Origin of the sequence: Ruegeria sp. AD91A (genome assembly GCF_003443535.1) — a bacterium.
GTDB lineage: Bacteria > Pseudomonadota > Alphaproteobacteria > Rhodobacterales > Rhodobacteraceae > Ruegeria.
Window position 1 is genome coordinate 1,036,431 of the sequence record NZ_CP031946.1, and the last position, 26,511, is coordinate 1,062,941.

29 protein-coding genes and 1 tRNA gene are annotated in these 26,511 nt (G+C 55.4%); 19 read left to right on the plus strand and 11 right to left on the minus strand.

The window, feature by feature from the left end:
* Together D1823_RS05185 and D1823_RS05190 are read left to right on the plus strand one after the other, a co-directional pair.
* Positions 1-288 (plus strand): DUF1330 domain-containing protein, encoded by a 288-nt coding sequence (locus tag D1823_RS05185; RefSeq protein ID WP_117868918.1) that lies wholly within the window; start codon positions 1-3, stop codon positions 286-288.
* 370 nt (positions 289-658) lie between these two features.
* On the plus strand, positions 659-1,282 hold the full coding sequence (locus D1823_RS05190; protein WP_254683799.1) for a transglutaminase-like cysteine peptidase: 624 nt from the start codon (positions 659-661) through the stop codon (positions 1,280-1,282).
* Positions 1,283-1,357: 75 nt separating this feature from the next.
* Here D1823_RS05190 and D1823_RS21855 read toward each other — a convergent pair whose 3' ends face one another.
* The 6 genes from D1823_RS21855 to D1823_RS05220 all read right to left on the minus strand — a co-directional run bounded on the left by D1823_RS21855 (position 1,358) and on the right by D1823_RS05220 (position 7,039).
* Complete coding sequence (locus D1823_RS21855) at positions 1,358-1,912, minus strand: hypothetical protein (protein ID WP_162896773.1); 555 nt, start codon at positions 1,910-1,912, stop codon at positions 1,358-1,360.
* A 463-nt stretch (positions 1,913-2,375) separates the two neighbouring features.
* Positions 2,376-4,193, minus strand: a complete 1,818-nt coding sequence (gene typA, locus D1823_RS05200) for a translational GTPase TypA (RefSeq protein WP_117868919.1) — start codon at positions 4,191-4,193, stop codon at positions 2,376-2,378.
* Positions 4,194-4,269: 76 nt separating this feature from the next.
* Positions 4,270-4,605 (minus strand): multidrug efflux SMR transporter, encoded by a 336-nt coding sequence (locus tag D1823_RS05205; protein ID WP_117868920.1) that lies wholly within the window; start codon positions 4,603-4,605, stop codon positions 4,270-4,272.
* 375 nt (positions 4,606-4,980) lie between these two features.
* A complete protein-coding gene (locus D1823_RS05210) occupies positions 4,981-6,144 on the minus strand; it encodes an HD domain-containing protein (protein WP_117868921.1) in 1,164 nt (387 codons plus the stop codon).
* Positions 6,141-6,386, minus strand: a complete 246-nt coding sequence (locus D1823_RS05215) for a hypothetical protein (RefSeq protein ID WP_117868922.1) — start codon at positions 6,384-6,386, stop codon at positions 6,141-6,143. The genes D1823_RS05210 and D1823_RS05215 overlap by 4 nt, the downstream gene beginning before the upstream one ends.
* Positions 6,386-7,039 carry an alpha/beta hydrolase gene (locus tag D1823_RS05220; RefSeq protein ID WP_117872752.1) on the minus strand — a complete coding sequence of 218 codons (654 nt, stop codon included), beginning with the start codon at positions 7,037-7,039 and terminating at the stop codon, positions 6,386-6,388. The genes D1823_RS05215 and D1823_RS05220 overlap by 1 nt, the downstream gene beginning before the upstream one ends.
* Positions 7,040-7,220: 181 nt before the next feature.
* Between D1823_RS05220 and D1823_RS05225 the strand changes: the two genes are divergently transcribed.
* The 10 genes from D1823_RS05225 to D1823_RS05270 all read left to right on the plus strand — a co-directional run bounded on the left by D1823_RS05225 (position 7,221) and on the right by D1823_RS05270 (position 15,027).
* Entirely contained in the window at positions 7,221-7,679 is a 459-nt protein-coding gene (locus tag D1823_RS05225) for an Rrf2 family transcriptional regulator (protein ID WP_117868923.1), read from the plus strand.
* 50 nt (positions 7,680-7,729) lie between these two features.
* Complete coding sequence (locus tag D1823_RS05230) at positions 7,730-8,773, plus strand: cysteine desulfurase family protein (protein ID WP_117868924.1); 1,044 nt, start codon at positions 7,730-7,732, stop codon at positions 8,771-8,773.
* An 18-nt stretch (positions 8,774-8,791) separates the two neighbouring features.
* Positions 8,792-10,312, plus strand: coding sequence for a Fe-S cluster assembly protein SufB (gene sufB / locus D1823_RS05235; protein WP_117868925.1), 1,521 nt, complete (start codon positions 8,792-8,794; stop codon positions 10,310-10,312).
* Positions 10,312-10,515, plus strand: a complete 204-nt coding sequence (locus D1823_RS05240) for a hypothetical protein (RefSeq protein WP_117868926.1) — start codon at positions 10,312-10,314, stop codon at positions 10,513-10,515. Before sufB ends, D1823_RS05240 begins: the two co-directional genes overlap by 1 nt.
* A gap of 49 nt (positions 10,516-10,564) precedes the next feature.
* A complete protein-coding gene (gene sufC / locus D1823_RS05245) occupies positions 10,565-11,320 on the plus strand; it encodes a Fe-S cluster assembly ATPase SufC (RefSeq protein ID WP_117868927.1) in 756 nt (251 codons plus the stop codon).
* Complete coding sequence (locus D1823_RS05250) at positions 11,320-12,600, plus strand: SufD family Fe-S cluster assembly protein (RefSeq protein WP_117868928.1); 1,281 nt, start codon at positions 11,320-11,322, stop codon at positions 12,598-12,600. The genes sufC and D1823_RS05250 overlap by 1 nt, the downstream gene beginning before the upstream one ends.
* Positions 12,600-13,085 carry a YIP1 family protein gene (locus D1823_RS05255; RefSeq protein WP_117868929.1) on the plus strand — a complete coding sequence of 162 codons (486 nt, stop codon included), beginning with the start codon at positions 12,600-12,602 and terminating at the stop codon, positions 13,083-13,085. Before D1823_RS05250 ends, D1823_RS05255 begins: the two co-directional genes overlap by 1 nt.
* 26 nt (positions 13,086-13,111) lie before the next feature.
* Positions 13,112-13,639: a YIP1 family protein gene (locus D1823_RS05260; RefSeq protein WP_254683800.1), complete on the plus strand. Its 528-nt coding sequence runs from the start codon at positions 13,112-13,114 to the stop codon at positions 13,637-13,639.
* Between the two features lie 13 nt (positions 13,640-13,652).
* A complete protein-coding gene (locus tag D1823_RS05265) occupies positions 13,653-14,873 on the plus strand; it encodes a cysteine desulfurase (RefSeq protein ID WP_117868931.1) in 1,221 nt (406 codons plus the stop codon).
* A gap of 77 nt (positions 14,874-14,950) precedes the next feature.
* Positions 14,951-15,027: transfer RNA gene (locus D1823_RS05270), tRNA-Arg, on the plus strand.
* Between the two features lie 326 nt (positions 15,028-15,353).
* Here D1823_RS05270 and D1823_RS05275 read toward each other — a convergent pair.
* Complete coding sequence (locus D1823_RS05275; protein WP_117868932.1) at positions 15,354-16,253, minus strand: LysR family transcriptional regulator; 900 nt, start codon at positions 16,251-16,253, stop codon at positions 15,354-15,356.
* A 102-nt stretch (positions 16,254-16,355) separates the two neighbouring features.
* Between D1823_RS05275 and D1823_RS05280 the strand changes: the two genes are divergently transcribed.
* A complete protein-coding gene (locus D1823_RS05280; RefSeq protein ID WP_117868933.1) occupies positions 16,356-17,552 on the plus strand; it encodes an NADH:flavin oxidoreductase/NADH oxidase family protein in 1,197 nt (398 codons plus the stop codon).
* Between the two features lie 106 nt (positions 17,553-17,658).
* Here the strand turns inward: D1823_RS05280 and D1823_RS05285 are convergent, their stop codons facing one another.
* Positions 17,659-17,892 carry a hypothetical protein gene (locus D1823_RS05285; protein WP_117868934.1) on the minus strand — a complete coding sequence of 78 codons (234 nt, stop codon included), beginning with the start codon at positions 17,890-17,892 and terminating at the stop codon, positions 17,659-17,661.
* Between D1823_RS05285 and D1823_RS05290 the strand changes: the two genes are divergently transcribed.
* On the plus strand, positions 17,892-18,320 hold the full coding sequence (locus D1823_RS05290) for a hypothetical protein (RefSeq protein ID WP_117868935.1): 429 nt from the start codon (positions 17,892-17,894) through the stop codon (positions 18,318-18,320). The genes D1823_RS05285 and D1823_RS05290 overlap by 1 nt on opposite strands.
* Positions 18,321-18,387: 67 nt before the next feature.
* Here D1823_RS05290 and D1823_RS05295 read toward each other — a convergent pair whose 3' ends face one another.
* Positions 18,388-18,957, minus strand: a complete 570-nt coding sequence (locus D1823_RS05295) for a DUF882 domain-containing protein (RefSeq protein WP_117868936.1) — start codon at positions 18,955-18,957, stop codon at positions 18,388-18,390.
* A 351-nt stretch (positions 18,958-19,308) separates the two neighbouring features.
* On the opposite strand from D1823_RS05295, the gene D1823_RS05300 reads away from it, so the two are divergent.
* The 4 genes from D1823_RS05300 to D1823_RS05315 are packed head-to-tail and all read left to right on the plus strand — an operon-like array spanning position 19,309 to position 23,550.
* A complete protein-coding gene (locus tag D1823_RS05300; protein WP_117868937.1) occupies positions 19,309-20,916 on the plus strand; it encodes a murein L,D-transpeptidase in 1,608 nt (535 codons plus the stop codon).
* Positions 20,917-20,950: 34 nt separating this feature from the next.
* Entirely contained in the window at positions 20,951-22,042 is a 1,092-nt protein-coding gene (lpxD, locus tag D1823_RS05305; protein WP_117868938.1) for a UDP-3-O-(3-hydroxymyristoyl)glucosamine N-acyltransferase, read from the plus strand.
* A 32-nt stretch (positions 22,043-22,074) separates the two neighbouring features.
* Positions 22,075-22,332: an acyl carrier protein gene (locus D1823_RS05310; RefSeq protein WP_117868939.1), complete on the plus strand. Its 258-nt coding sequence runs from the start codon at positions 22,075-22,077 to the stop codon at positions 22,330-22,332.
* Positions 22,333-22,341: 9 nt separating this feature from the next.
* Positions 22,342-23,550, plus strand: a complete 1,209-nt coding sequence (locus D1823_RS05315; protein WP_117868940.1) for a beta-ketoacyl synthase — start codon at positions 22,342-22,344, stop codon at positions 23,548-23,550.
* A gap of 50 nt (positions 23,551-23,600) precedes the next feature.
* Here the strand turns inward: D1823_RS05315 and D1823_RS05320 are convergent, their stop codons facing one another.
* Positions 23,601-24,179 carry an invasion associated locus B family protein gene (locus tag D1823_RS05320; protein ID WP_117868941.1) on the minus strand — a complete coding sequence of 193 codons (579 nt, stop codon included), beginning with the start codon at positions 24,177-24,179 and terminating at the stop codon, positions 23,601-23,603.
* A gap of 448 nt (positions 24,180-24,627) precedes the next feature.
* Between D1823_RS05320 and D1823_RS05325 the strand changes: the two genes are divergently transcribed.
* Entirely contained in the window at positions 24,628-26,175 is a 1,548-nt protein-coding gene (locus D1823_RS05325; RefSeq protein WP_117868942.1) for a helicase HerA-like domain-containing protein, read from the plus strand.
* Positions 26,176-26,207: 32 nt separating this feature from the next.
* Here the strand turns inward: D1823_RS05325 and D1823_RS05330 are convergent, their stop codons facing one another.
* Positions 26,208-26,462 carry a hypothetical protein gene (locus D1823_RS05330; RefSeq protein ID WP_117868943.1) on the minus strand — a complete coding sequence of 85 codons (255 nt, stop codon included), beginning with the start codon at positions 26,460-26,462 and terminating at the stop codon, positions 26,208-26,210.
* Between the last annotated feature and the right edge of the window lie 49 nt (positions 26,463-26,511).

The following is a 26,511-nucleotide window of genomic DNA, read 5'->3' on the forward strand; positions in this document are numbered from 1 at the left end:
ATGGCGGCACTTTGGATTGCACACGTAACGGTGACTGATGCTGAGGCGTACGGAAAATACGCCGAGTTGGCTGGACCAGCCATTGCCAAGCACGGGGGAGCCTTCATCGCCCGTGCCGCGCGTTATGTTCAGTTGGAAGGCAAGGAACGACCACGTAATGTCGTCGCCCGGTTCCCATCGCTTGAAGCAGCGGTCGAGTGTTACAATTCGGATGATTATCAGCAGGCACTGAGTCACGCACGCGAGGCAAGTGAACGTGAATTGGTTGTGGTTGAAATCACAGAGTGATCGCCAGGGTTTCACGACTTGAAACGTCGTTTGCCGTAGAGTCTGGCAACGAATAGGCAATCATCTGCTTATGTCACAATCGATCAAGGAAACTCAGCCCGCAAACATGGGCTGAGTTTAATTTTACATTATTGCAGGCACTTACGTGACTTTGGTGTCGCAGATTTTAGAGCTTCGCGCCCGAATTGTGGCCGCGCCATCCAATTTCTTGCGCGAAAAGGTCAGATTAGCGGACGAAATTTCGCCCTTTTTCCCCTTCAACTTTTTAGGTGATTGCTTGGGCAGGGTTGTTCGCAGATAGTTTCATGAATCGGAATGCGACCCTGTTTGACGTGCGATCGTGCGAAAAACACCGGATTGGGGTACAGGCATGAAACACTTTACAAATCTGGCCAAACGGATTGGTTCCAGACTTTTGCCGGTTTCGGTGCGGGTCGTCAGCATCTGTGTTTTAGGCATCTGCACCTTTGCCATGACCTCGGTCGCGCATGCGTCCGGGAACGGGTTTATCCCAAGTGTCGCGTCTTCACCACCTCCGTCCGGAGCCGCCAACTTGTGCGCTCAATACAATTGGGCCTGCGCAGGAAAGCGATCCGTATCCTTGTCCAGTCAGCAAGAACTGAAGGTTGTCGAACAAATTAACCGGCGTGTGAACAGGTCGACCCGCGAAGTCACCGATCAATCTCAGTACAAAACGACCGAGCGATGGGCGCTGCCCACCGCCAGGGGCGGTGATTGTGAGGACTTCGCGCTGTTGAAGAAAAGAGACTTGATCCATGCGGGGGTCGATCCAAGCAAACTCTTGATCGCTACTGTTCTGGACACGCGCCGGGTGCCTCATGCGGTGCTGGTGTACCGCTCTTCAAACGGTGATTTGGTTTTGGACAACCTCACAAACCGTATCAAACCCTGGACAGCGACGCGGTACCTGTTTCTTCGTATGCAAGACCCGAACCGGCCCGGAAGTTGGGTTGGTGTTTACGGGCATAGCTGAGGAAAACTGAAAACCTTTTTTGAGAAAGTGAATACCGGTGCAATCGAATCTTGCACCGGTATTTTTGCTTCCACACTAGAACGTTTCGCCGCCGCCTTCACCTTCGCCGCCGCCTTCACCTTCGCCGCCGCCTTCACCTTCGCCGCCGCCTTCGCCGCCGCCTTCACCTTCGCCGCCGCCTTCGCCGCCGCCTTCACCTTCGCCGCCGCCTTCGCCGCCGCCTTCACCTTCGCCGCCGCCTTCGCCGCCGCCTTCACCTTCGCCGCCGCCTTCGCCGCCGCCTTCACCTTCGCCGCCGCCTTCACCTTCGCCGCCGCCTTCACCTTCGCCGCCGCCTTCGCCACCGCCGCCGCCTTCGCCGCCGCCTTCGCCACCGCCTTCGTTTTCACCACCAGTGCCACCGCCTCCAGCGCCAGTGGTGCCAGCTCCACCGCCTGAACCGCCGCCACCACCGAAAGCGGGGCTGCTGTCGGCAGTCTCATCAGACGGACCATCACCGGACCGCTGATCACTTGCGCCGATCGATGCTGTCGGAAAATCAGAAAGCAAGTCTGCAAGTGGCGTACATTCAGCTCCGACACGCGCAAGAATTTGATCGAAATCGTGCCGGCGTTGAATGTATCGGATCATACCCGATGTTACAGCGTCGCACTCACACAGAACCTGCGCGGACGCAGCGGATTGTCTGGCCGTTTGAATCGTACACGTCCCGGCTGCGAATGCTTCGCCAGTGGGCGAAAACAAAAAGGTAGTGGCTACAAAAAAAAGCGGGATACTGCTTGATTGGACGCCCATTGGAAACTCCTCGAAACTCGATATTCAACTACGTGTTCATATGAACCACCGATGCGCCGGTGTTTATGAACCACGTCACACAACTGGCATATTTTCACCTTAAATGGGTCTCAATCACAATATGTGGAATGGGTGAGTGGGAAAATCTTAATGCAACTTAAAGCAGAAAGAATATTCTTTTCAAAAGAAAACCGGGCGTATTGCCCGGTTGCCCATTTTTCATCTTTTGTCCGTTTGGACGCAAAAATGCCACACTGAGGCAATTGTTTCTGATTGCGACGGCGGGTTGCCCGAATGATCAGGCCGACTTGGCCATCCGCTTCCGTTCGTGAGGATCGAGAAAGCGCTTACGCAGGCGTACAGCGTTGGGTGTGACCTCGACCAGTTCATCGTCGTCAATATACGCAATCGCCTCTTCCAGTGAGAACTGAATGTGGGGTGTCAGGCGAACGGCGTCGTCTGAACCGCTGGCGCGTACGTTGGTCAGTTTCTTGCCTTTCAGCGGGTTCACTTCCAGATCATTGTCGCGAGAATGCTCACCTATCACCATGCCTTGATAGACATCCGTTTGGGGGCCGACAAACATCCGACCACGCTCCTCGAGGTTCCAGAGGGCATAAGCCACGGCCTGACCTTTTTCCATCGAGATCAGAACGCCCGCCCGACGCCCCGGGATCTGACCTTTGTGCGGAGCCCAGTCGTGGAACACGCGGTTCAATACGCCCGTACCGCGCGTGTCGGTCAGGAACTCGCCGTGATAGCCGATCAGGCCGCGGGACGGTACGTGGGCAATGATGCGGGTCTTGCCAGCACCTGCGGGGCGCATTTCGACTAACTCACCTTTGCGTGCGCCGGTGATCTTTTCGATCACCGAGCCGGAGTATTCATCATCCACGTCGATGGTGACTTCCTCGATGGGTTCCAGACGTTGCCCGTTTTCTTCGCGGAACAAAACCTGCGGGCGCGAGATGCTGAGTTCGAAACCCTCACGGCGCATGTTCTCGATCAGAACACCCATCTGCAATTCGCCTCGGCCTGCGACCTCGAATGCCTCGCCGCCGGGCGTGTCGGTGATGCGGATCGCGACATTCGATTCGGCTTCTTTCATCAGGCGATCACGGATAACGCGTGACTGAACCTTTTTGCCATCCCGACCGGCCAACGGAGAATCGTTGATCCCAAAAGTAACGGTAATCGTCGGCGGGTCGATGGGTTGTGCAGGCAGGGCTTCTTCGACCTGCGGAGCAACAAGGGAATCTGCCACTGTGGCTTTGCTCATGCCTGCGATGGTGACGATGTCACCGGCTTCTGCCACGTCGATGGGCTGCTGTGCCAGTCCGCGGAATGCAAGTATTTTCGACGCGCGGAAGTTTTCGATCACCGTTCCATCGCGGCTGAGCGCCTTGAGGTTGTCGCCTGCCTTAAGAGTGCCGCTTTCCACACGACCTGTCAGAATGCGGCCGATGAACGGATCGCTGCCCAAAGTTGTGGCCAGCATCCGGAACGGCTCGTCCTTGTGCTCGACCTGCTTGGGGGCAGGGACGTGATCGACGATCAGGTCAAACAGGGCGCTCAGGTCCTTGCGGGGGCCATCCAGCTCCATGTCTGCCCAGCCCGAACGGCCCGAGGCGTACATCGCCGGAAAGTCCAGCTGGTCGTCATCGGCACCGAGGTTTGCGAACAGGTCAAAGCATTCGTCCAGTGCGCGGTCAGGTTCCGCGTCCGGTTTGTCGACCTTGTTCAGAACCACGATTGGGCGCAAACCCAGCGCCAGGGCCTTGGAGGTCACGAACTTGGTCTGCGGCATCGGGCCTTCTGCGGCGTCAACCAGTAGGACAACTCCGTCGACCATGCTGAGAATGCGTTCCACTTCACCGCCGAAATCGGCGTGGCCGGGTGTGTCGACAATGTTGATGCGGGTGTCTTTCCACTCGACCGACGTTGCCTTGGCCAGAATGGTGATACCACGTTCGCGTTCCAGATCGTTGCTGTCCATGGCGCGTTCCGCCACGGACTGGTTTTCCCGGAACGCGCCGGATTGTTTGAGCAGCTCATCCACCAGGGTCGTCTTGCCGTGGTCAACGTGAGCGATGATTGCGATATTGCGCAGGTCCATGAGAGGTCAGCCTTTGAACGGGAAGTTGCCGCGCGCATAGCGCGGCGCGACAAAATATACCAGCCCTAACCGTGGATCAGTGACCAGCAGTCTTGGAAAAGAGGTGAATGATCAGGATTCCCGCCAATATCATGGTAAGTCCAAGTACCGCCGGCCAATCCAGTTTTTGACCGAAAACGATGAAACCGATCACGGCGATCAGAAAAATCCCCAGACCTGACCAGATCGCGTAGACAATGCCAACAGGCATGAATTTCAGCGTCAACGCCATGAAGTAGAAAGCGACTCCGTACCCCACGACCACAAGGACGGACGGCCAAAACCGCGTGAATTGTTGACTGGCCTGCAACGCGGTGGTGCCAATGGTTTCCGCAATAACGGCTAGCATCAGATACAGATACGCTTGGGGCATTTGAATCCTCAAATGGGGAAGACACATCGCGTTGAGCATGAAATTGAAGGTCTGAGCAAGGTAAATTTCCATCTCAACCAGGTAGAACGCCAGCCGAGGTCAGGTATACCTTACTGTTCTGAAAATCGAATTAGTGTAATGTTCTCAACATATTTTATCTTTTGTTAATGAGTATTGAGTGATGACGACATTTTCGAAATCCGTCATATTTGCTTCGGGTCTGATTGTGGTGATTGGGTGGCTTGCTGACGGGGGGTCCGTCGAAGTTGAAGCAGCCAACATGGTTCAACAGTTTGATGGTAGTAGTGTTTTTTAGCGCCGCGCAGAACTAAGCAGGGAAAAAGGAGCCTTCCGGCTCCTTTTTTCCTTTGTTGTCTAGTGATGAAGAGCCTCGCCGCTTTGGAAATACGCAGCCAGTTGCGGTTGCAGCCAATCCCAAAGCCGAGGAGACCCCGCTGCAATTGCAGGCTGAACTCGCGCCTCAAGCTGGGCATATGTTACCTTGTAATCGACCCATGACCCGCCACCGGTTTCCAGATTGGCGATAGGTGTCTGAAAACGGTCGACGGCTTTGGCGAACTTGGCGTCTGGGCTGTCTGCAGCTTCAAACTCTTGCCACAGCGTGGTGAAGCCCTTGCATTGAGTGTCAGGCAACAGGCCAAACAACCGCTTGGCCGCCGCTTGTTCCTTGGCGGCTTGCGCCGCGTGATCGACCTGCCCGTGGATCGGATTATCGCCGGCGTCGATTTCGACGATATCGTGCAGCAACAGCATCTGAATCACCCGATCAACACTGATCTTCTGAGGCGCGCTTTCAGACAGGACCCAGGCGTAGAGCATGATGTGCCACGAGTGTTCCGCCGAGTTTTCAAAACGATCACCCGCCATCAGCCGCGAGGCGCGGAGAACGGATTTCAGCTGATCGGCTTCAGTCAGAAACGGCAACCGGGTCGTAAACGCATTGGCGCGCGTATCTGTGCCGGCCAGAAGGTTGATGGCATGCTCGTAGGCCAACGGAAAAACCTGTGCCAGATAGGCTGCACGGCCGCCTTCGAGATTTGAACGCGCTATGTCCACGTGGTCCGGATTGGGGTTAGGGGCACACAGAACCTGAAACAGTGGCTGACACCGGTCCAGTATCTTGGCAAACCGGGCGTCGGGGGACTGATCCTCCTCGAATTCACGCCAGAAAGCGTGGAGCGCATCAGCCTGATCCTTTGGCAAAAGTCCAAACAACTCCAAAGCTGCGGCTTGCTCAGCCTTGGCAACCGAAGCCCAATCTGTTTCAAGATGAATTGGGTGGTCGCCAACAACGATCTCAACCAGATCATGTAGCAAAAGCATACGGATGACCCGATCAATCGAGACATCCGACCCCGCCAACGGGGCCATGACCAGGGCCCACAAGGCCAGATGCCAGCTGTGCTCCGCGGAATTCTCGGGCCTCGACTGGTCAAGCAGGACATTTGCCCGCTCGACCATTTTCAGTTCGTCAGCCCGTTTCAGAAATGCGATTTGCGCCGACAAACGGTCGGTCATTGTTTTTCGATGGCCTTCAGTTTGGCGCGATGCGCAGACAGGCGTTTGATTACAAACTGCCTGGCCTTCCGTTCAGCCAAACGAACACGAATTTCCGTCAGAAACGCTTCTTCCAGAGACTGAGATGCTGCCCCGAGCACTTCACCAACTTCGACAAAAAATCTGTCTTCGCCTGTCTCATCCATAACCTTCATCGTATCTTCGGCCAGTTTGGCCGCAAGAGATGTGATGGTGTCGGACATTAGCGGGTGTTCTCGGTCAGGCGCCGTTTCACATAGTCACTGACCTCGGTGATCATCGTGTCCATGTGTCGATCCTGAAAAAAGTGATCGGCCCCTTCCACCTCGGTGTGGGTGATGGTGATTCCCTTTTGCTCGTGCAGCTTGTTCACCAGCGAGGTTGTGTCAGCCGGAGGCGCCACCCTGTCAGCCGTGCCATTGATGATCAGGCCGGAAGACGGGCAGGGGGCAAGGAACGAAAAATCGTACATGTTTGCAGGGGGCGATACACTGATGAATCCCGTGATTTCAGGGCGGCGCATCAGCAGTTGCATACCGATCCACGCACCGAACGAGAAACCTGCAACCCAGCAGTGCTTCGAATTGTTGTTCATCGATTGCAGGTAATCCAGCGCCGAGGCTGCATCGCTCAGCTCACCCACGCCCTGATCATATTCGCCCTGACTGCGACCGACACCGCGAAAGTTAAAGCGCAACACGGTGAAGCCCATGTTGTAAAAGGCGTAGTGCAGATTATAGACCACCTTGTTGTTCATGGTCCCGCCGAATTGAGGATGCGGGTGAAGCACGATGGCGATCGGTGCGTCTTTTTCCTTTTGCGGGTGGTAGCGGCCTTCCAGGCGGCCTTCGGGTCCGGGAAAAATCACCTCGGGCATGTGTGCTTTGGTCCTGTCTTTTTCGTACAGATGCCCGGACATACTTGACGATAATCGTCGGGCACCTTAGAACGGTTCTAATTACATTGCATGGCGCTTTTTTACGCTGCCAGTCGGAGATACGCACTGGCAGCGTCGGCGTCAATGATTTCGCGCAAATCCTGCTGAGAGGAGACATGGAATGAAGCTGTCGACCAAGGGGCGTTACGCAATGGTCGCTCTGGCGGATATAGCGCTTCATCCGACAGAAAGCTTGGTGACGCTTGGGGAAATCTCCGAGAGGCAGGACATCTCGTTACCGTATCTCGAGCAGCTCTTTGTCAAACTGCGTCGGGCGGACTTGGTGTCTTCCGTTCGCGGACCCGGTGGCGGGTACCGACTGGCTCGCCCTGCGTCTGAAATTCGCGTTGTCGAGATACTGGCGGCCGTAGACGAAACCGTTGATGCCCTGCAAAAAGGGGCAGGAGCGTCCGGAGCTTCATCCGGCAGTCGTGCGCAATCGTTGACCAATCGGCTTTGGGAAAGTCTCAGCGCACATGTCTATGTGTTCCTGCATCAAACCCGCTTGTCGGATGTGATCAAGAACGACCTCGCCCCGTGCCCGGCCGTTCCGAGCCTGTTTTCTGTTGTAGATGAATGAACTGAACAGGCGAGGTAAGAAATGAAGTCTGCCGGCAAAAAGATGTATCTATGAAACGTGTTTATCTGGATCACAACGCAACAACGCCGCTGCGTCCAGAAGCGAGGGACGCGATGATTGCGGCCATGGATGTCTGTGGCAACCCCTCGTCGGTTCATGCGGAAGGTCGTGCCGCCAAAGCTCTGATCGAACGTGCTCGGGCTCAGGTTGCATCGGCCTTTGGGGCGGATGGAGCGGATATTGTTTTTACATCTGGTTCAACCGAAGGTGCGGCGCTGACATTGTCGAGGCGCCAATTGCACGGTGCAGCGATTGAGCATGACGCGGTAAGAGCTTGGATCAAAGAGGATCTTTCGGTTTCTGAGTTCGGAGACGTGCAGGTGGCCGCACCTGAAATGTCGACATTGCAACTGGCAAACTCAGAGACAGGGATTGTTCAAACACTGCCGTCCGGTCTGGCCGTGACAGACGCCACACAGGCTTTTGGCAAGCTGCCCCTCGCGTTCAACTGGATGAGTGCGCAGATGGCCTTGGTTTCCGCCCATAAGCTGGGCGGCCCAAAGGGTGTCGGTGCCGTTGTGATGAAGCGAGGAACAGATCTGGCGGCGCAGATCAAGGGGGGCGGCCAGGAAATGGGCCGCAGGTCTGGGACCGAAAATGTCATTGGTATCGTGGGGTTCGGCGCGGCAGCTGAAGCTGCAGCACGGGATCTGGCCAATGGCGTTTGGGAGCAGGTCGAAGAATTTAGAAATATTCTAGAAAACGCTCTTGAGGCCGCTGTAAAATCACCTATTTTTGTCGGGAAAGGGCGGCGACGCTTGCCGAACACCCTGTGTTTTGCTGCGCCCGGTTGGAAGGGTGAAACCCAGGTCATGCAGATGGACCTGTCGGGTTTTGCCGTCAGTGCGGGCTCTGCCTGTTCCAGTGGCAAGGTTCGTGCCAGCGCGGTGCTTACCGCAATGGGTTTTGACGAGGAGACAGCCAGCAGCGCAATCCGCGTGTCGCTGGGACCTCGGACAACGGAAGAAGATGTGCTGCGTTTCGCCGAGACGTGGCTTGAGAAAGAGAAAAAGCATCGCGCGCGAGCTGCGTGATCTGACGGAGGGTAAGTCATGGCCGCTTTGGACCAGACCCAGGTTAAAGAAGGTGTCGATCAGGAAACCGTTGATGCGGTGCGCGAGGCCGGAACCTACAAATACGGCTGGGACACTGACATTGAGATGGAGTACGCGCCGAAAGGTGTGAACCCGGACATCGTCCGTCTGATCTCGGAAAAGAATGAAGAACCGGAATGGATGACCGAATGGCGTCTGGCCGCGTTTGAACGCTGGACCAAGATGGAAGAACCAAACTGGGCCATGGTCACCTATCCCAAAATCGATTTTCAGAACCAGTATTACTATGCCCGTCCGAAATCGATGGAAGAGAAGCCAAAATCCTTGGATGAGGTCGACCCCAAGCTGTTAGCCACATACGAAAAGCTGGGTATCCCGCTGAAAGAACAGATGATTTTGGCCGGTGTCGAAGGTGCTGAAGACGCCCCGGCTGAGGGCCGCAAGGTTGCTGTCGACGCGGTGTTTGATTCCGTTTCGGTTGGCACGACCTTTCAGGCCGAACTGAAAAAGGCCGGCGTGATCTTCTGTTCGATTTCAGAAGCGATCAAGGAACATCCTGAACTGGTCAAGAAGTATCTGGGCACTGTAGTTCCGGTGTCGGACAATTTTTATGCGACACTGAACTCGGCCGTGTTTTCGGATGGGTCATTCGTATATATCCCGCCAGGTGTTCGTTGTCCGATGGAGCTGAGCACATATTTCCGTATCAACGCGGAAAACACAGGCCAGTTCGAACGCACGCTGATCATCGCTGACAAAGGCTCTTACGTCTCTTATCTGGAAGGCTGTACCGCACCTCAGCGCGACACCGCTCAGTTGCATGCAGCCGTGGTTGAGATCATTCTGGAAGAAGACGCCGAGGTAAAATACTCGACCGTTCAGAACTGGTTCCCCGGGGATGAGAACGGCAAGGGCGGCATCTACAACTTCGTGACCAAACGTGCCGACTGCCGTGGCGATCGATCCAAGGTGATGTGGACGCAGGTCGAAACGGGTTCGGCCGTGACATGGAAATACCCGTCGTGCATTCTGCGGGGCGAAGAAAGCCAAGGAGAGTTTTACTCGATCGCAATTGCCAACAATTACCAGCAGGCAGATACCGGCACCAAGATGGTTCATCTGGGCAAGAACACCAAGTCGCGCATCGTGTCCAAGGGCATCAGCGCGGGCAAGGCACAGAACACGTATCGCGGTCTGGTTTCGATGCATCCGAAAGCCAAGGACAGCCGGAACTATACCCAATGCGACAGCTTGCTTATTGGCGACAAATGCGGGGCACATACGGTTCCGTATATCGAGGTCAAGAATAACTCATCGCGGGTTGAGCATGAGGCGACGACATCCAAGGTGGATGACGATCAGCTGTTCTACTGTCGTCAGCGCGGCATGGACGAAGAAGAGGCCGTGGCCTTGGTGGTCAACGGGTTCTGCAAAGACGTTTTGCAAGCACTGCCGATGGAGTTCGCCATGGAAGCGCAGCAACTTGTGGCAATCTCGCTTGAAGGGTCGGTCGGCTGATGACGCGGGCGTCACGAAACGGCATCCGGAAAGAAGACGTGCTGACCTGGCTGGGGTACGCATTGCCGGTTCTTGGCGGTCTGCTTGGCATGGCTTACGTCAACATCAACCACATGGAATTCATCAACCCGGTTTGGGCGGTTGGCGGAGGGGCGATCCTGGGCTGGATCGCCGCGAGGTTGATCCGCAAGTTTCTGGGATAAGAAGGTTTCGGGGCCAGAGTGCCCCTTGCGATACGCAAAAGGATAAAAAATGCTGGAAATCAAGAATCTGCACGTAAAGCTTGAAGAAGAAGACAAGCAGATCTTAAAGGGTGTGGACCTGACGGTTGAGGCCGGCAAGGTACACGCAATCATGGGGCCGAACGGGTCAGGCAAGTCAACACTCAGCTACGTGCTGTCGGGTCGCGACGGGTACGAAGTGACCGAGGGTTCTGCCACGCTGGACGGTAATGACCTACTGGAGATGGAACCGGAAGAACGTGCTGCGGCCGGCGTTTTCCTTGCGTTCCAGTACCCAGTCGAAATTCCGGGCGTGGGAAACATGACGTTCCTGCGCACCGCTGTGAATGCGCAACGCAAGGCGCGCGGTGAGGATGAACTGTCCGCTGCGGATTTCCTCAAGGAAGTGCGTGCCAAAGCCAAGACGCTGAAGATCGACGCGGATATGCTCAAGCGTCCGGTCAATGTTGGTTTCTCGGGTGGTGAAAAAAAGCGCAATGAAATCCTGCAGATGGCAATGCTGGAACCCAAGATGTGCATCATGGACGAAACCGACTCGGGTCTGGATGTGGACGCGATGAAACTCGTCGCTGAAGGCGTGAATGCGTTGCGCGATGAAAGTCGTGGGTTCCTGGTCATTACGCATTATCAGCGCCTGCTGGATCACATCAAACCTGACGTTGTTCACATCATGGCCGATGGCCGCATTGTCAAAACCGGTGGCCCCGATCTGGCGCTTGAGGTTGAAAACAACGGTTATGCCGACATTCTTGCCGAGGTGAACTGATGGCCTTGCCCGAAGTCAAACAATCCGCAACCGAGGCACGGCTGTCTGCTCTAACCATGCCTGACGCGGGATGTACCCGCGCCGCGCGCGAAGACGCGCTGGCCCGTGTTCTGGAAACCGGTCTGCCTGGGCGGCGTGACGAATACTGGAAGTACACTCAACCGGATACGCTGGTCTCACCAGACGCAACCCCGGCTGCGGTGTTTGCTGATGACGAGCCGTTGATGTTCAGCGAACTCGACCGGCTGAACATCGTCTTTGTGGACGGTGAATTCAGTGCCGAAGAGTCGGACGACCTATCGCTGGAAGGCGTGACCATTGATCGACTTGAGGACATCTGCTGCAAGGACATTCATTGGGCGAAAGACCTGTATGGCGTACTTGAAACGCGCGGTCAGTCCCCGGTCCAGCGCCCCTTGGCGGCACTGAATACGGCCTTTGCATCAGATGGCGTGGCGATTCACGTTACTGGCAAACCGTCCAAACCGATCAACCTGATCTATCGTCATGCGTCGCCGACCTCTGATGCGATCCTGCACCATATCGTTCGCGTGGAAAGCGACGCCGAGGCGACCATTCTGGAAACCGGCCCGGCGGCGTCACGCTTCAACAAATGCATGGAGATCGACATTGCTGACAAGGGCACGCTGCACCATGTGCGCGCGCAGGGCAGGGATCATGAGCGTCGCGCTGCGACCCATTTATTTACCCGACTGGGCACGGAGTCGGTCTACAAGTCCTTCACACTGACTGTGAATGGCGTGCTGACCCGCAATGAGCAGATTGTCGAGCTGACCGGCGATGACGCCATTGCACATGTCGCAGGGGCATGCGTTGGTGATGGCGACTTCCACCATGATGACACGGTTTTCATCACCCATGACGCGGTGAATTGCGAAAGCCGCCAGGTTTTCAAGAAAGTGCTGCGCAACGGGGCGACCGGTGTGTTTCAGGGCAAGATCCTTGTGAAGGAAGGTGCCCAGAAGACTGACGGTTATCAGATCAGCCAATCGCTGCTTCTGGACGGTGACAGCCAGTTCCTCGCCAAGCCTGAACTTGAGATCTACGCCGATGATGTGGCGTGTTCGCACGGTTCGACCTCGGGTGCGATCGACGAAACCGCGCTGTTTTATCTGCGGTCCCGTGGTGTTCCGACCAAAGACGCGACCAACATGCTGACATTGGCTTTCCTGGCCGAAGCGGTGGATGAGATCGAAGACAGCGCTCTGGCGGAAGAGATCGTAAGCCGTCTGGAAGGGTGGCTGGCGCGTCGTAGTTGATGGCCGTTTCGTCAGACATACTGGCCACATACCGGGGGCCGGGGCGCGTGGTGCGTCGGCTTCTTGAAATGGGTCAGCGGGAAGACAGGGCGCTGGTGTTTGTCATGGCCTTTTGCGTGGTGGCCTTTGTCGCGCAATTGCCCAGCCTTGCCCGAAAAGCGCACTTGGAAGGGCTTGAGCTAAATATGCTGTTGGGCGGGGCCTTGCTGGGCACTGTCATCATCCTGCCGCTGTTCTTCTACGCGCTGGCTTTTGCATCTTTTGGAGCCGCCCGTTTGGTCGGAGGGCGCGGAACAGCTTACGGAGCCCGTCTTGCGTTGTTCTGGGCACTGCTGTCATCAACCCCTCTGGTTCTGTTGAATGGTCTGGTCGCCGGGTTCATCGGACCGGGGCCGGCATTGACTCTGGTCGGTTTGATCTGGCTCGGGGTGTTTTTCTGGTTCTGGCTGGCCGGTCTCAGACAAGCGCAAAGGCAAGCAGAATGAACGTTGTTAACCTTGCCGTTCAAACTGTGATCAATCCGGCCGTGGTCGCCCGGCAGTTATTGAATATCCGCCTCGGGCGCGAGGTTCTTTGGTTGGCGTTTTTCCTGGCGGTTGTTCTGAGTTGCCTGGTGCAGGTTGGGAGGCTTCAGTTTCTGCCGCTCCAGGAGGGGGAACTGGCGCCAGTATCAGAGTCAGTCGGTCTTTACCTGATACGTTCGGCTGCCTTGTTGCTTGTCAGCATTCTGGCGTTTTTGTTTGCAGGGCGCTTACTTGGCGGCGTCGCGACGTTTAATGGCATCATGACACTGATAGTCTGGCTGCAATACCTTCAGATCGTTGCGATGCTCATCACTCTTGTTTTGGCGATGGTCCTTCCGTTCTTGATGCTGATGTTTTCTCTCGCAACGTTTGTTCTGAGCCTTTACGTCACGCTTCATTTCCTGAATGAAGCCCATAAATTCGGATCGCTCTGGAAAGCATTTGGGGTCATTTTGTTGGCCGGCGTGGTTGCCGTGCCCTTTGTACTCGCATTGATGCCCAACGCCCCGGTATAGGGAAAAGAAAACCATGTATGACGTAGAAAAAATCCGTGCAGACTTTCCAATTCTGGCGCGTGAAGTGAACGGCAAGCCGCTGACCTATCTGGACAATGGGGCCTCGGCGCAAAAGCCTCAAATTGTCATCGATGCGGTGACACGGGCCTATGCCGAGGAATACTCGAACGTTCACCGCGGACTGCATTTCCTGTCGAATCTGGCAACCGAGAAGTACGAAGCCGTCCGCGGCATCATCGCCCGGTTCCTTGGGGCATCGAACGAGGATGAGATCGTTCTGAATTCAGGAACGACCGAAGGGATCAATCTTGTTGCATATGGCTGGGCCATGCCGCGCCTGGAAGCCGGGGATGAGATCGTTCTGAGTGTCATGGAGCATCACGCCAACATCGTGCCCTGGCATTTTCTGCGCGAGCGGCAGGGCGTCGTTCTGAAGTGGGTGGATGTCGACGCTGACGGAGGACTGGATCCCCAGGCGGTGATCGATGCAATCGGCCCGAAAACCAAACTTGTGGCCGTGACGCAATGTTCCAATGTGCTGGGAACTGTCGTGGATGTCAAAGCCATCACCGAAGGTGCGCATGCCAAGGGCGTTCCGGTTCTGGTTGATGGCAGTCAGGGCGCGGTGCATATGCCGGTGAACGTTCAGGACATCGGTTGCGACTTTTACGCCATTACCGGCCACAAGCTGTATGGCCCGTCGGGGTCGGGTGCGATCTACATCAAGTCCGAACGCATGGCCGAGATGCGCCCCTTTGTCGGTGGCGGTGACATGATTAAAGAGGTCAGCAAGGATCAGGTGATCTACAACGATCCGCCTATGAAGTTCGAGGCCGGAACACCCGGCATTGTCCAAACCATCGGCCTGGGTGTTGCGCTGGAGTACATGATGGATTTGGGAATGGACAACATTGCTGCCCATGAATCCGGCCTGCGGGACTATGCCATGCAGCGCCTGAACGGTCTTAACTGGCTTCAGGTTCAGGGCACGCGGCCAGACAAGGCAGCCATCTTCAGCTTTACGCTGGATGGGGCCGGCCATGCGCATGATGTATCCACCATTCTGGACAAAAAAGGTGTTGCCGTCCGCGCCGGTCATCACTGCGCAGGCCCGCTTATGGATCATCTGGGCGTCACGGCGACCTGTCGTGCCAGCTTCGGTCTGTATAACACGACGGATGAGGTCGATACGCTGATCGAAGCGCTTGAATTGGCGCATGATCTCTTCGCCTGATTTTGGTTTCAAAGAGGGTGCAACAATCACGATTTTCAGTTGCACCCGGATTGGAACAAGGTTAGCTAACGGCCAAGGCACCTGTAGCTCAGCTGGATAGAGCGCTGCCCTCCGAAGGCAGAGGCCAGAGGTTCGAATCCTCTCAGGTGCGCCAAAAATCAATCACATTTTTAAATGATCTCGGCAGAATAGCTGTGAGGGCGAGAAACTCATTTCAGCTCAGATTCCTTTGACTTCATTTTGGTTCCGTTCAACTTTGGTACCATCAGTTCGCCCGCAACCACTTGAGTTCGGACGGTTTTCAGGAACAAACGGGTGTGATTTCGGGGCCTTGTGGAGTTCCACGGCGTTTCTCCTCCTTTGAGTTGCTGTCAAAAGGGAGGTTTCAACGTCGACGAACCTTTAGGTTTCAGTGTTGTGCCTTCTTCCTATGTTTGAGAATGGTCGTGCACCCAACTCAGTGCTCAAGTCTTTCCCTGTTCAATCGCGTCTCATCTCGTTGAACCGGTCTGCAAAGAAGTCAATCAAGGTGCGAATGCGTTGCGGTAGAAATGTCGTTTCAGGGCGCAGAAGGAACACACCACCACCAGCATCCGGACATGCGTATTCCTTCAGCAATGGAAGAAGGCGTCCCTTGTTGATATCGCTCGCGGTGAGGAACTCAGGCAGCCATGCAATGCCGCGCCCCGATATACACGCCGCATGGAGCGCTTCCAGGTTGTTGCATGAAAAGCCCGATCCAAGCCGCGCGTTTCCGCCCTGTGGCTGAGCAAATCCCCAATCTGAAAGCTGCCTTTCCTGCCCCAGACGCAGACATCTGTGGATCGTGAGATCCTCGGGCTTTCCGGGACTGCCGTGTTGTTCAATATAGGAAGGCGCCGCACACAGAATGCGTGGGTTGTTCATAAGTTTTCGTGAGACGAGCGACGAGTCCGGCAATATCCCTGTTCGGATTGAGAGATCAAAGCCTTCGCCGATCAGGTCGATGATCTTGTCCGTCAACAACAGCTCAACCTCGACCTCCGGGTGGTGTTCCATGAATTCGATCACAAGGGGCACTACAAACCGTCGCCCAAGCGCGGCTGAACTTGTCAGGCGTACCGTGCCGCGCAACGTGGAAGCATCATCTGAGATATCCTCTTCCAGTGCTGTCAGGCGGGCAATCAGGTCACGTGCTTCCTCTGCATATCTCCGACCTGCTTCAGTCAGAGTCATCCGTCGGGTCGAGCGGACCAGAAGCGGCACATTCAACCGCTGCTCCAGTTGGTGGACCCTCTTGCCAACGGCAGAAGGGGTGTATCCCAACGCTCTGGCTGCGGCAGAAAAGCTGCCATGATCAACAACAGCCAACAGGATTTCCAGCTCGGTCTTCTGTGACATCTATTCCAAAAACGATCAAGATTTGATCCAGTTTACCCGATTATCAATACAAGTCATCCAAACTATCTCAGATAAGGACAGAAAAGCCCGAGGAGACCTGCCTTGCACGCCACTTCGCCTCCAACTCTCTTCACACCGTTGGCCCTGCCGAACGGCCAAGTGCTGAAGAACCGGATCATCAAATCTGCGATGTCGGATTCGCTGGGGGATGGCCAGGGCAACCCGACGCCCACGCAAATTCGACTTTATGAACGTTGGGCAGAAGGCGGGCTGGCAGCGTCGATTGTCGGAGAGGTCCAGGGTGATCCGCGATACCCAGAAAAGCCCGGAAATCTGGTTCTGGATGACAACGCCAATATGGTGGCATTTCGTGAGCTAGCCCGACGAGGATCGGCAAACAACGCGCAGCTTTGGTTACAGCTTGGGCATGCCGGGGCACTGGCCCATCTGCCAATCAGTACCCCCAAGGGGCCAAGTGCGATGGAATTCCCTGACTTCCGCAGTGAAGCCATGTCACGTGCCGAAATCGCGACCGTTCCCGCGTGTTTTGCCAATACGGCGCGCCGTGCAGCGGATTTAGGATTTGGCGGTGTGCAAATTCATGCCGCACACGGGTTTCTTCTGAGCCAGTTCCTGTCCCCGCTCTTCAATCAACGAACAGATGCCTATGGTGGTTCGATACATGCACGGATGAGATTGCTCATCGAAACGGTCGAGGCTGTTCGTGCGGCGGTCCCGCCTGATTTTGTGGTTGCGGTAAAGCTGAACGCGACGGATCAGCTTGCCGGTGGTCTGACAGAACAAGATGCGCTCGTAGTCGTGGCCGCTCTTGAAGGGAAGGGGGCTGACCTTTTGGATATCAGCGGAGGCACCTATTTCCCCGGTGCTCCGCCGAGTTCGGAGCGCATGAGTCAGGGTCCTTACTTTGTCGAATTTACCCGCGCCGCACGTCAACTGACATCGGTCCCGCTTATGGCTACGGGAGGGTTCAAGCGCCGTGAAGAAGCTGAATCCGCGGTCCTTTCCGGGGACGTGGATGCAGTGGGTTTGGCCAGGGGTTTTGTCATTGATCCGTCCCTGCCAACCACGTGGCGGGCGGGAAAGAACGCTCGCGCCTTTCCTCGCTTTGCCACCTTGCCGCCAGGTGGGATGACCGCGTGGTTCACTATGCGCATGACGGACCTTGGGTCAGAGCAAGAGAAAATGACGGATAGGGATATTACCCAGGCCATTGCTGAGTATGAACAACGTGATGAACGGCGCGTTGCGCTCTGGAAGCAAAGAACACTGGGTCATTAGGTATTTCCTTTTGGTCTCGGGCTGCGCCATTAAAGCCGTATGTCTGTGAGTGGAGGATAGTGCTCTGGGGATTTCGGGGGCAAGGTCACAATCCCTTTCGCACCTCTCAGCAAAGCTCAAGGTGTTTGAGCGACTTAAGTTGTTGATATTGTTGTTCGGACACTTCGTCGAGGCACCTTCCACCAACAAGGTCATGTGGCGTGAGATTGCGATCCCAGTCCGCAAGCGTCACGATCAGGGCGATCGTTCTTTCTCCGCTCAGGTGCGCGATCTCCTTGGTCGCTTGAGCAACTCCAATTATCTTGCATGTCCTGTCTTGCACCATGCGCGGAACAATCATTGACGCTTATTCCTCGGCATGGACCTCTCTACCCGTGGTTTTTGATGTACACTTTCAGGACGAGGCTGGATCGCGTCCGCTTTAATGGAGGAAAGAACGTGCAAGTGATCTTTTCAAATAAGACGTTCATAATCAAAGTGCTGGTTTTAGCGCTTTTGGGCTGTTACTTTATTTCGGGTTTTTCAATCCTAAGCGTCATAAGTTGGCTTGTACTTGGAGTAATAATTGCACTGATCCTCGGCAGACTTACTGACGAGGATTGGGATAGTGATGATGACTCAGAAAGCGAAAAAATATCAGACTCCAAAGCCACCTCTCATGTCGATGACGAGAAGACGCACGAGAGCAGCAGTTCGACAGCGGAAACAGCATCCAGCAGCGGATCCGGAGGCGGCGACGTTGGCGGAGGAGGCGACGCAGGTATGTAACTGGTATGACGGTCAACCAGTTACATATGTTGTCGGGTGCATTGAATCAATCCGTAAGGCTTGCGTCTTAACCACGCCAGGTGCGCACGACACCGCAGTCCATATGCACGAAATTGGATCCGTAGTATTGACCAACTCCGCCAGCCCTGCATGACATAGCGGCCTTTGCCATCTGCGAAACAGAACGGGACGCCAGGCGCAAGTCTGCTGCTTGTCCCTGCATATGAAGCGATTTCCGGGCAACACCGCGAGATCTGGAGCGGAGCATGGCGTTGGTCTGTGGAGAACGATAGCCCGACAGCAACATATAAGGTTCACTGACATCCAGCAGGTTGTGTGATGCCGCCATGATATCAATCGCGCGTAAATCGATGGATTTTACCTGATCTGTACGCCAATCACGCATGAAGTGATGCACTTCTTTGACAGCGTCCTTGATATACTTACCATCGACCCAATAAATCATGTCCAACCGTTCGCCCGTGCGACCGGAATACATACGTATGCGACGAATATCGCCGCCACCGCGCAAAAAGCCTGCTGCATTGGAGTATGTGGGTGCTGCTGCAACTGCGGTTGCTGCAAACGCACCCAATAGGGCACGTCGGGTCAAGCCCGAGGAACTGCTCTTGGTCATTTTGGTCGTCCCGTACTGTTCCTGCCTGCACACGATGTTACGTGCACTGTCTTAATTTTTTCCCATCCCAGATGCGAAATTTATGACACAATCGGATTCGGCGGCCAAGAAGTGTTTCACAGTTACCTTTTCAAGGGGGAATTTTCGGCAGCTTTTTGCGCAAATGTCACAGCTAGGCACAGAAATTTTGCAGCTGTGGACGCCGTGCCACCGGGCCGATGCAAACGCGCATCAGGCGAAAGCAGAAGCGATTTGGTAAGGAATTTGTGAATAGACAAGCCTTCGCAGTAAAATCCATAGTTGCTCGACGCACGTATCACCTACCCAAGCTATTGATTCCAAGGCCATCCAATGTTTTCTGTTTTCCGAACCAGTACCAGTAACCTGCTTGCCGCTTGTTTTGCGGCCACAGCCAGTATGGCAAACACCACTTCTGAATCCGCGCCAAACATGGCGTTTCAAATGGCGATAGCAGAACACACACCGCAGGCATCGCAGATCGCTGAGTTCTATCGGACAAACGGGTTTTCGCCAATATGGGTGGGGGAAACCAATGAGCATATGCAACGCCGGGCTGCATTGATCCAGGCACTGTCAAATGCTCACCTGCACGGGCTGCCGCAGGCCGACGCAACAGTATCATCTTTGCTGCAGAAAATGGAAGGTGCACGCTCGACGCGCGACCTTGGGGCAGTTGAAGCGGAACTGAGTCGGGTTTTCGTGGAATTCGCTGACGCATTGTACTCAGGTGTTGTTCGGCCCGGCAGCGTCGACGACGGGCTTGTTCGGTCGGTGGATCGTTTCAGCGCAGCCGAACATCTGAACGGACTAAACACACATGGCACTGCGTATATTGCGCAGCTGGCACCTCAGACGCGTCAATACCGGGCCCTGATGAAGCAAAAGCTCACGCTGCAAACCTTAATAGATCAGGGCGGTTGGGGGGCGACTGTACCCGTAAGCAAGTTGGAATACGGCGACACCGGACCCAATGTCGTGAAGCTTCGCAATCGGTTGGTGTCAATGGGCTATATGAAGCCCTCGGCCAGCCCGTCTTTCGACGCGGCGCTTCTGGAAGGTGTTAGAGCTTTTCAAACCGCGCATGGGTTGGAACCCGATGGCGTTGCAGGCAATGGTACGATTACCGAGGTGAACCGACCAGCTTCGGATCGGCTCAAGGCTGTATATGTCGCTCTGGAACGGGAACGCTGGTTGCCTCGGGATCGCGGCGTACGTCATATTCTTGTCAACCAGACCGATTTTTCGGCAAAGATCGTAGACGACGGGCAAGTCACCTTTGAAACCCGTGCGGTGATCGGCAAGAACACGCATGATCGCCGCAGCCCGGAGTTCTCGGATGTGATGGAGCATATGGTGATAAACCCCAGCTGGTATGTTCCACGCTCGATCATCACCAAGGAATATCTGCCCAAGCTGAAAGCGAATCCCAATGCGGTCGGTCATATTCAGATTACTGACCGCAGGGGGCGGCAGGTCAATCGCGGGGCTGTTGATTTCAATCAGTTCACTGCTCGGAGCTTTCCTTTTGCGATGCGTCAGCCACCCAGCAAAAGCAATGCTTTGGGGCTGGTCAAGTTCATGTTCCCCAATAAGCACAACATTTATCTGCATGATACGCCTCAGAAAAGTCTGTTTTCGCGTGAGGTGCGTGCGTTCTCGCACGGCTGCATCCGGCTGGCTCAGCCCTTCGAATTTGCCTATGCATTGCTGGCCAAACAGGAAGAGGATCCCAAGGCCTTCTTCCATCGCGTTCTGAACACTGGGAAGGAAACCAAGGTCGATTTGGAACAAAAAGTTCCGGTGCACTTGATTTATCGAACAGCCTATGTCGGACCAAAAGGCGACGTGCAGTATCGCCGTGATGTCTATGGTAGGGACAGCAAGACTTGGGAGGCCCTGCAAAAGGCAGGGGTGGCCCTGCCGGACATTCAGGGTTAAGCACAGGGCAAATCCTGCCAAAAGGAAGCCCGTGATGCAGTTTACCATTCAGCAAATCGCCGACGCTTTGGGTGTCGAGTGCCAAGGTGATGGTGGCCTGACGATCGTGCGGGCGGCCGAACCGGGCGATGCCGGACCAACCGATCTGGCGATGGCCATGTCCCCGAAATATGCCGAGGCGCTTTCGAACGGGGAAGCGCGCGCCGCCGTTCTCTGGGAAGGTGCGGACTGGCGGGCCATGGGTTTGCGAGCGGCCGTTTTCGTGAAACGTCCGCGCATGGCAATGGCCGGGATCACCGCGATGCTGGATCGCGGGCAAGGGGTTGAACCGGGCATTCACCCTTCCGCAGTGATCGATCCAACGGCTGAAATTGGATCAGATGTGGCGATTGGACCGCTGACTGTTGTTGGCGCGCGGGCTCGAATTGGTTCGGGCTCGATAATCGGGGCGCACTGTGTGGTGGGTATCGACGCCGTTTTGGGCGAACGGGCCTTTTTGCGCGAAATGGTCAGCATTGGCGCGCGCGCTCAAATCGGGGATCGGTTTATTGCGCAACCTGGAGCAAGGATTGGCGGTGACGGATTCAGTTTTGTGACACCCGAGGTCTCCGGCGCTGAGAACGCCCGCAAAACGTTGGGCGATCAGGGTGATGCAAAGGCCCAAAACTGGCTTCGCATCCACTCTTTGGGTGCGGTCGAGATCGGGGACGATGTGGAAGTTGGCTCCAATTGCACCGTCGACAATGGAACCATCCGCAACACGCGTATCGGCAACGGCTCCAAGCTGGATAATCTGGTCCATGTCGGGCACAACACCCGCATCGGGCAGGATTGTCTGTTGTGCGGTCAGACGGGCGTGTCCGGCTCGGTTGAGATCGGCAACAACGTCGTTCTGGGCGGGCAGACCGGAGTGGTCGACAATATTTTCATAGGGGATGGCGTCATCTCAGGTGGGGGCACAAAGATTCTGTCAAATGTTCCGGCCGGTCGCGTAATCATGGGGTATCCAGGCATCAAAATGGAGACTCATACAGATGTCTACAAGGCGCAGCGGCGACTGCCCCGCATGGCACGCGACGTTGAGGCATTGAAAAAGGCTGTTTTCAAACAGACCCCAAGCGATTAAATCATCGTCAAACTGAAAATCAGGGGATCGACATGAGCATCAGCGACCGCGTCATCGCAATCATTGCAGAGCAGGCCGTGCTGGAGCTATCGGACGTGACGCCCGAAAGCACGCTGGAGGATCTGGGTATCGACAGCCTTGGTCTGGTCGAAAGCATCTTCGCGATTGAGGAAGAGTTCGACATCTCTATTCCTTTCAATGCCAACGAACCCGAAGCCAACGATTTTGATATCTCCAATGTTGCTGCGATCATTGCCGGGATCGAAAAGCTCGTGTCGGAAAAGGTCTGACAGACGCTCATGAAACGTGTTGTCATTACCGGCGCAGGTACGATCAATTCACTGGGCCATTCGGTTCCTGACACGCTGGAAGCCATGCGGGAAGGTCGCTGTGGGATCTCGGAACTGGAATTCCGGGACGTTGACCGGTTGGCCATCAAGATCGGCGGGCAGGTTCGTGACTTTGAGGCCGAAGGGCGGTTCAACCGTCAACAGATGTCGCTGTATGACCGGTTCACTCAGTTCACACTGACCGCTGCCAAAGAGGCTATAGATCAGTCGGGCATCGAGTTTCACGGAGAGCTTGCTGCAAAGTCAGGTGTTGTCCTGGGGACTGCCGGTGGTGGTGTGTCGACCTGGGACGACAATTACCGATCGGTCTATGAGGATGGCAAGAACAGGGTACACCCTTTTGTTGTTCCCAAACTCATGAACAACGCGGCGGCCAGCCATGTTTCCATGGAACACAACCTCAAGGGTCCCAGCTTCACCGTGTCGACCGCCTGTGCATCTTCGAACCATGCCATGGCTCAGGCCTTTCAGATGGTCCGCAGCGGTATTGCACCGGTCATGGTCACAGGCGGGTCCGAATCCATGTTGTGTTTCGGTGGCGTCAAAGCCTGGGAAGGGCTGCGCGTGATGTCGAAGGATGCGTGCCGACCGTTCAGTGCCAACCGCAACGGGATGGTACAAGGGGAAGGGGCCGGCATCTTTGTTTTCGAGGAATACGAACACGCCCGTGCCCGGGGCGCCGAGATAATGTGCGAAGTCGTCGGTTTCGCTATGTCGTCAGACGCGGCCGATATCGTGATGCCCAGCAAACAAGGGGCTTCGCGGGCCATGTCAGGTGCCTTGGCCGATGCCAGCTTGAATGCCTGCGATGTCTGCTACATCAACGCGCATGGCACCGGAACGGCAGCGAATGACAAAACTGAGTGTGCCGCAGTGGCAGATGTATTTGGACCCCATGCCGACGATCTGATGATATCGTCGACCAAATCCATGCATGGCCATCTGATCGGAGGAACCGGTGCGGTGGAGCTGTTGGCCTGTATCATGGCGCTACGGGATGGTGTGATCGCACCCACCATCGGATACGAGGAACCCGATCCGGAATGCGCGCTTGATGTTGTGCCGAACGAAGCTCGGGAAGCCAAAGTTGACGTCGCACTCAGCAATGCGTTTGCCTTTGGCGGACTGAATGCGGTTTTAGCGCTGAAGCGGATTTAGTCCGCGCAGCGCCGCCGCATAGGATGCGGCGGCGTATTCGAAACGCGCTCTTAGTTCCCGTTGACGGTCAGGGAATCAAAGCCGGACGTAAAGCCGGACAACGACATTTCCATTTCCAGAACCTGGTCCGGGAATCGGGCCGGTACCAACGAGAAGACTGCCTTGGTGCCAGATTTCATTGCTTCGATGTCGCCCTGGCTCAGGCCCAGTTGCGCGACGCAGCCAACAGGCAAGCAATGGTGATAGTTATACAGCTTGCGGGGCGCACCATCGATGGACAGGGCGAGCTGTGCTTGCAGCAGTGTTTCCAAAGGAACAATCACGTTGGCCCATGCAACTGCCGCGCCGCCTTCGGGCAGTTTCCCGATCGACACTTCTGCAATCGGATCACCTTGATTGCCCTTCAGTATCTGAACGATGGCGCACGGGTCTTCACCTTCCTGCGCCTTGATGCAGGACACGTCCCAATCTCCGAACTCTTCCTTGACGAACTGTTCTCCGGGGCGCGGTCCTTCCTGACCCAGATCGAGCCCGGCATCCGGTTCAGAAGTCGTTGTGTCCTGCGCGTATACTGCACCACATAGCAGAACTGCCGCTACTGTACTAAGCGAGAGGATTTTCTTAGTCATGAATGCCTCGATTTGATGATTGAGCTTTTTGCCTCGTTTAACACTCTTCTGAACTGGTGTCAGGCACTAACAGAAAAGCTTGTCCGAACGTGAACGGATTGTTGCCAGATCATCGAAACCGAACTGTCCTGAACCAGAAAAAGAGAGCTGTATTTGCCAGCTCTCTTTCCCAAAAGGTTCTCCCCGTCGGACTGGCCGACTTATTTATGCGCAAACCCTACGAAAGGGGCGCTGACGGGTCAACAGCTATCCTCAAATTTTAATCTGTCCGTCAGAACTTTAAAACCTTTCCTGGACTGACAAAAAAGCCGTGCCCGAAGGCACGGCCAGTCGACAGGGAGGAAATCTGCCCCACGTGAAGGAAACAAACGCAGGGCAAATTGACTATCGCAGTCAAAGGTTAACTTTGTATGCTGGTGACGGATCGGTGAAATATAAGGCAGTGTTAATGGGCAATAATATTTTTTTGGGCGGCGGTGGCGAAGGCTATGGCCTGCCGCAGGAACTGGCGCTGAAATATGCGAACCGCCACGGGCTGATTGCCGGTGCGACCGGGACCGGTAAGACTGTAACCTTGCAAATCCTGGCGGAAGGGTTTTCCCAAGCCGGGGTCCCGGTGTTTTTGTCCGATGTCAAAGGTGATTTGTCGGGTCTGGCTTTGCCCGGAAGCGATACGCAGAAATTGCATCAGGCGTTTATGGACCGTGCCGGCCGCATTGGATTTGACGATTTTTCCTATTCTGCCTGCCCGGTTACGTTCTGGGATCTCTTTGGTGAACAGGGCCATCCGGTGCGGACGACGGTAACCGAAATGGGGCCCTTGCTGCTGTCCCGGTTGATGGAATTGAGCGAAGCACAGGAAGGCATTTTGAATATAGCGTTCCGGGTGGCCGATGAAGAGGGAATGCCGCTTCTGGATCTCAAGGATCTTCAGGCATTGTTGGTCTGGATCGGAGAGAACAGGACCCAGCTTTCATTACGATACGGCAATGTTTCGACATCTTCGATCGGTGCCATCCAGCGGCGTTTGCTGGTATTGGAAAATCAGGGCGGAACAAAGCTGTTTGGCGAACCCGCGCTTGATCTGTCCGATTTGATGCGTACCGATGAAAGCGGGCAGGGGATGGTGAACATCCTTGCTTCGGACAAGCTGATGGCCTCGCCAAGGTTGTATGCGACGTTCCTGCTGTGGCTGCTGAGTGAATTGTTTGAGGAACTACCCGAAGTCGGTGATCCTGAAAAACCCAAGCTGGTGTTCTTTTTTGATGAGGCACATCTGCTGTTTGATGGCGCTCCGAAAGTGTTGGTGGACAAGGTCGAGCAGGTTGCCCGGTTGATCCGTTCCAAAGGGGTGGGGGTTTATTTCATAACTCAGAACCCCGCCGATATACCCGAGGATATTCTGGGGCAGTTGGGCAATCGCGTTCAGCACGCTTTGCGAGCGTTCACGGCGCGTGACCGAAAGAACCTGCGCCTGGCGGCCGAAACATATCGTGAGAATCCGGCCTTCGACACCGAAGTCGCAATCCGGGAGGTAGGCGTCGGTGAGGCGGTAACGTCGATGCTTCAGAAAAAAGGGGTTCCCGGAATCGTCGAACGCACACTGATTCGCCCACCGGGGTCTCAGTTGGGGCCGATCTCTGATGCCGAGCGTCGGACCATTCTCGGTACCTCCCCGATGGCGGCAAAATATGACAAGGGAATAGACCGAAAGTCGGCTTTTGAAATCCTGCAAGCCCGGGCAGAGGCAGCCGCCAGGGCCGCTGAACAGGCAGAGGCCGATGAGGTTCTGGAAACGCAGTCACCGATGGAGCGGGAGTATGCTTCGGCACGCAGATACTCTGGAAGCCGGGTTGGCAGGTCCTCTTCCCGGGTGCAACGCCGCAAAGATACCTTTGCATCGGCGATGACCGACGCGGTAATCAAGGAACTGAAGGGAACGACCGGACGTCGTATCGTGCGCGGTATTCTTGGCGGTTTGTTCCGAAATAAATGACGGAACGGCGCCCATCGCGGGCGCCGCAATGTTTATTTCAAGCGGCGCTGACCTTCCTGACGGCAATAGGCATCCGCTTCGGGAACAGACATTTTTGTGGCCGGGTAATCAATTGCACGATCCCAGGTCACCCGATCTTGGCGGTACAACTGACAGGTTACGACACCTTTGGGTGTCTGGACCTTGACAGGTGTCGTCTCCAGTTCTTCTGGAGTGGGAATACAGGCGGCTGTTGCAACGGCAATAACCGGAAACAGAACAAGTGTCTTGAGGCGTGGTGCTTTCATTTCTAACTCTTTTCAACAAGTGTGAATGATCGTTACAGATCGGCGTAGA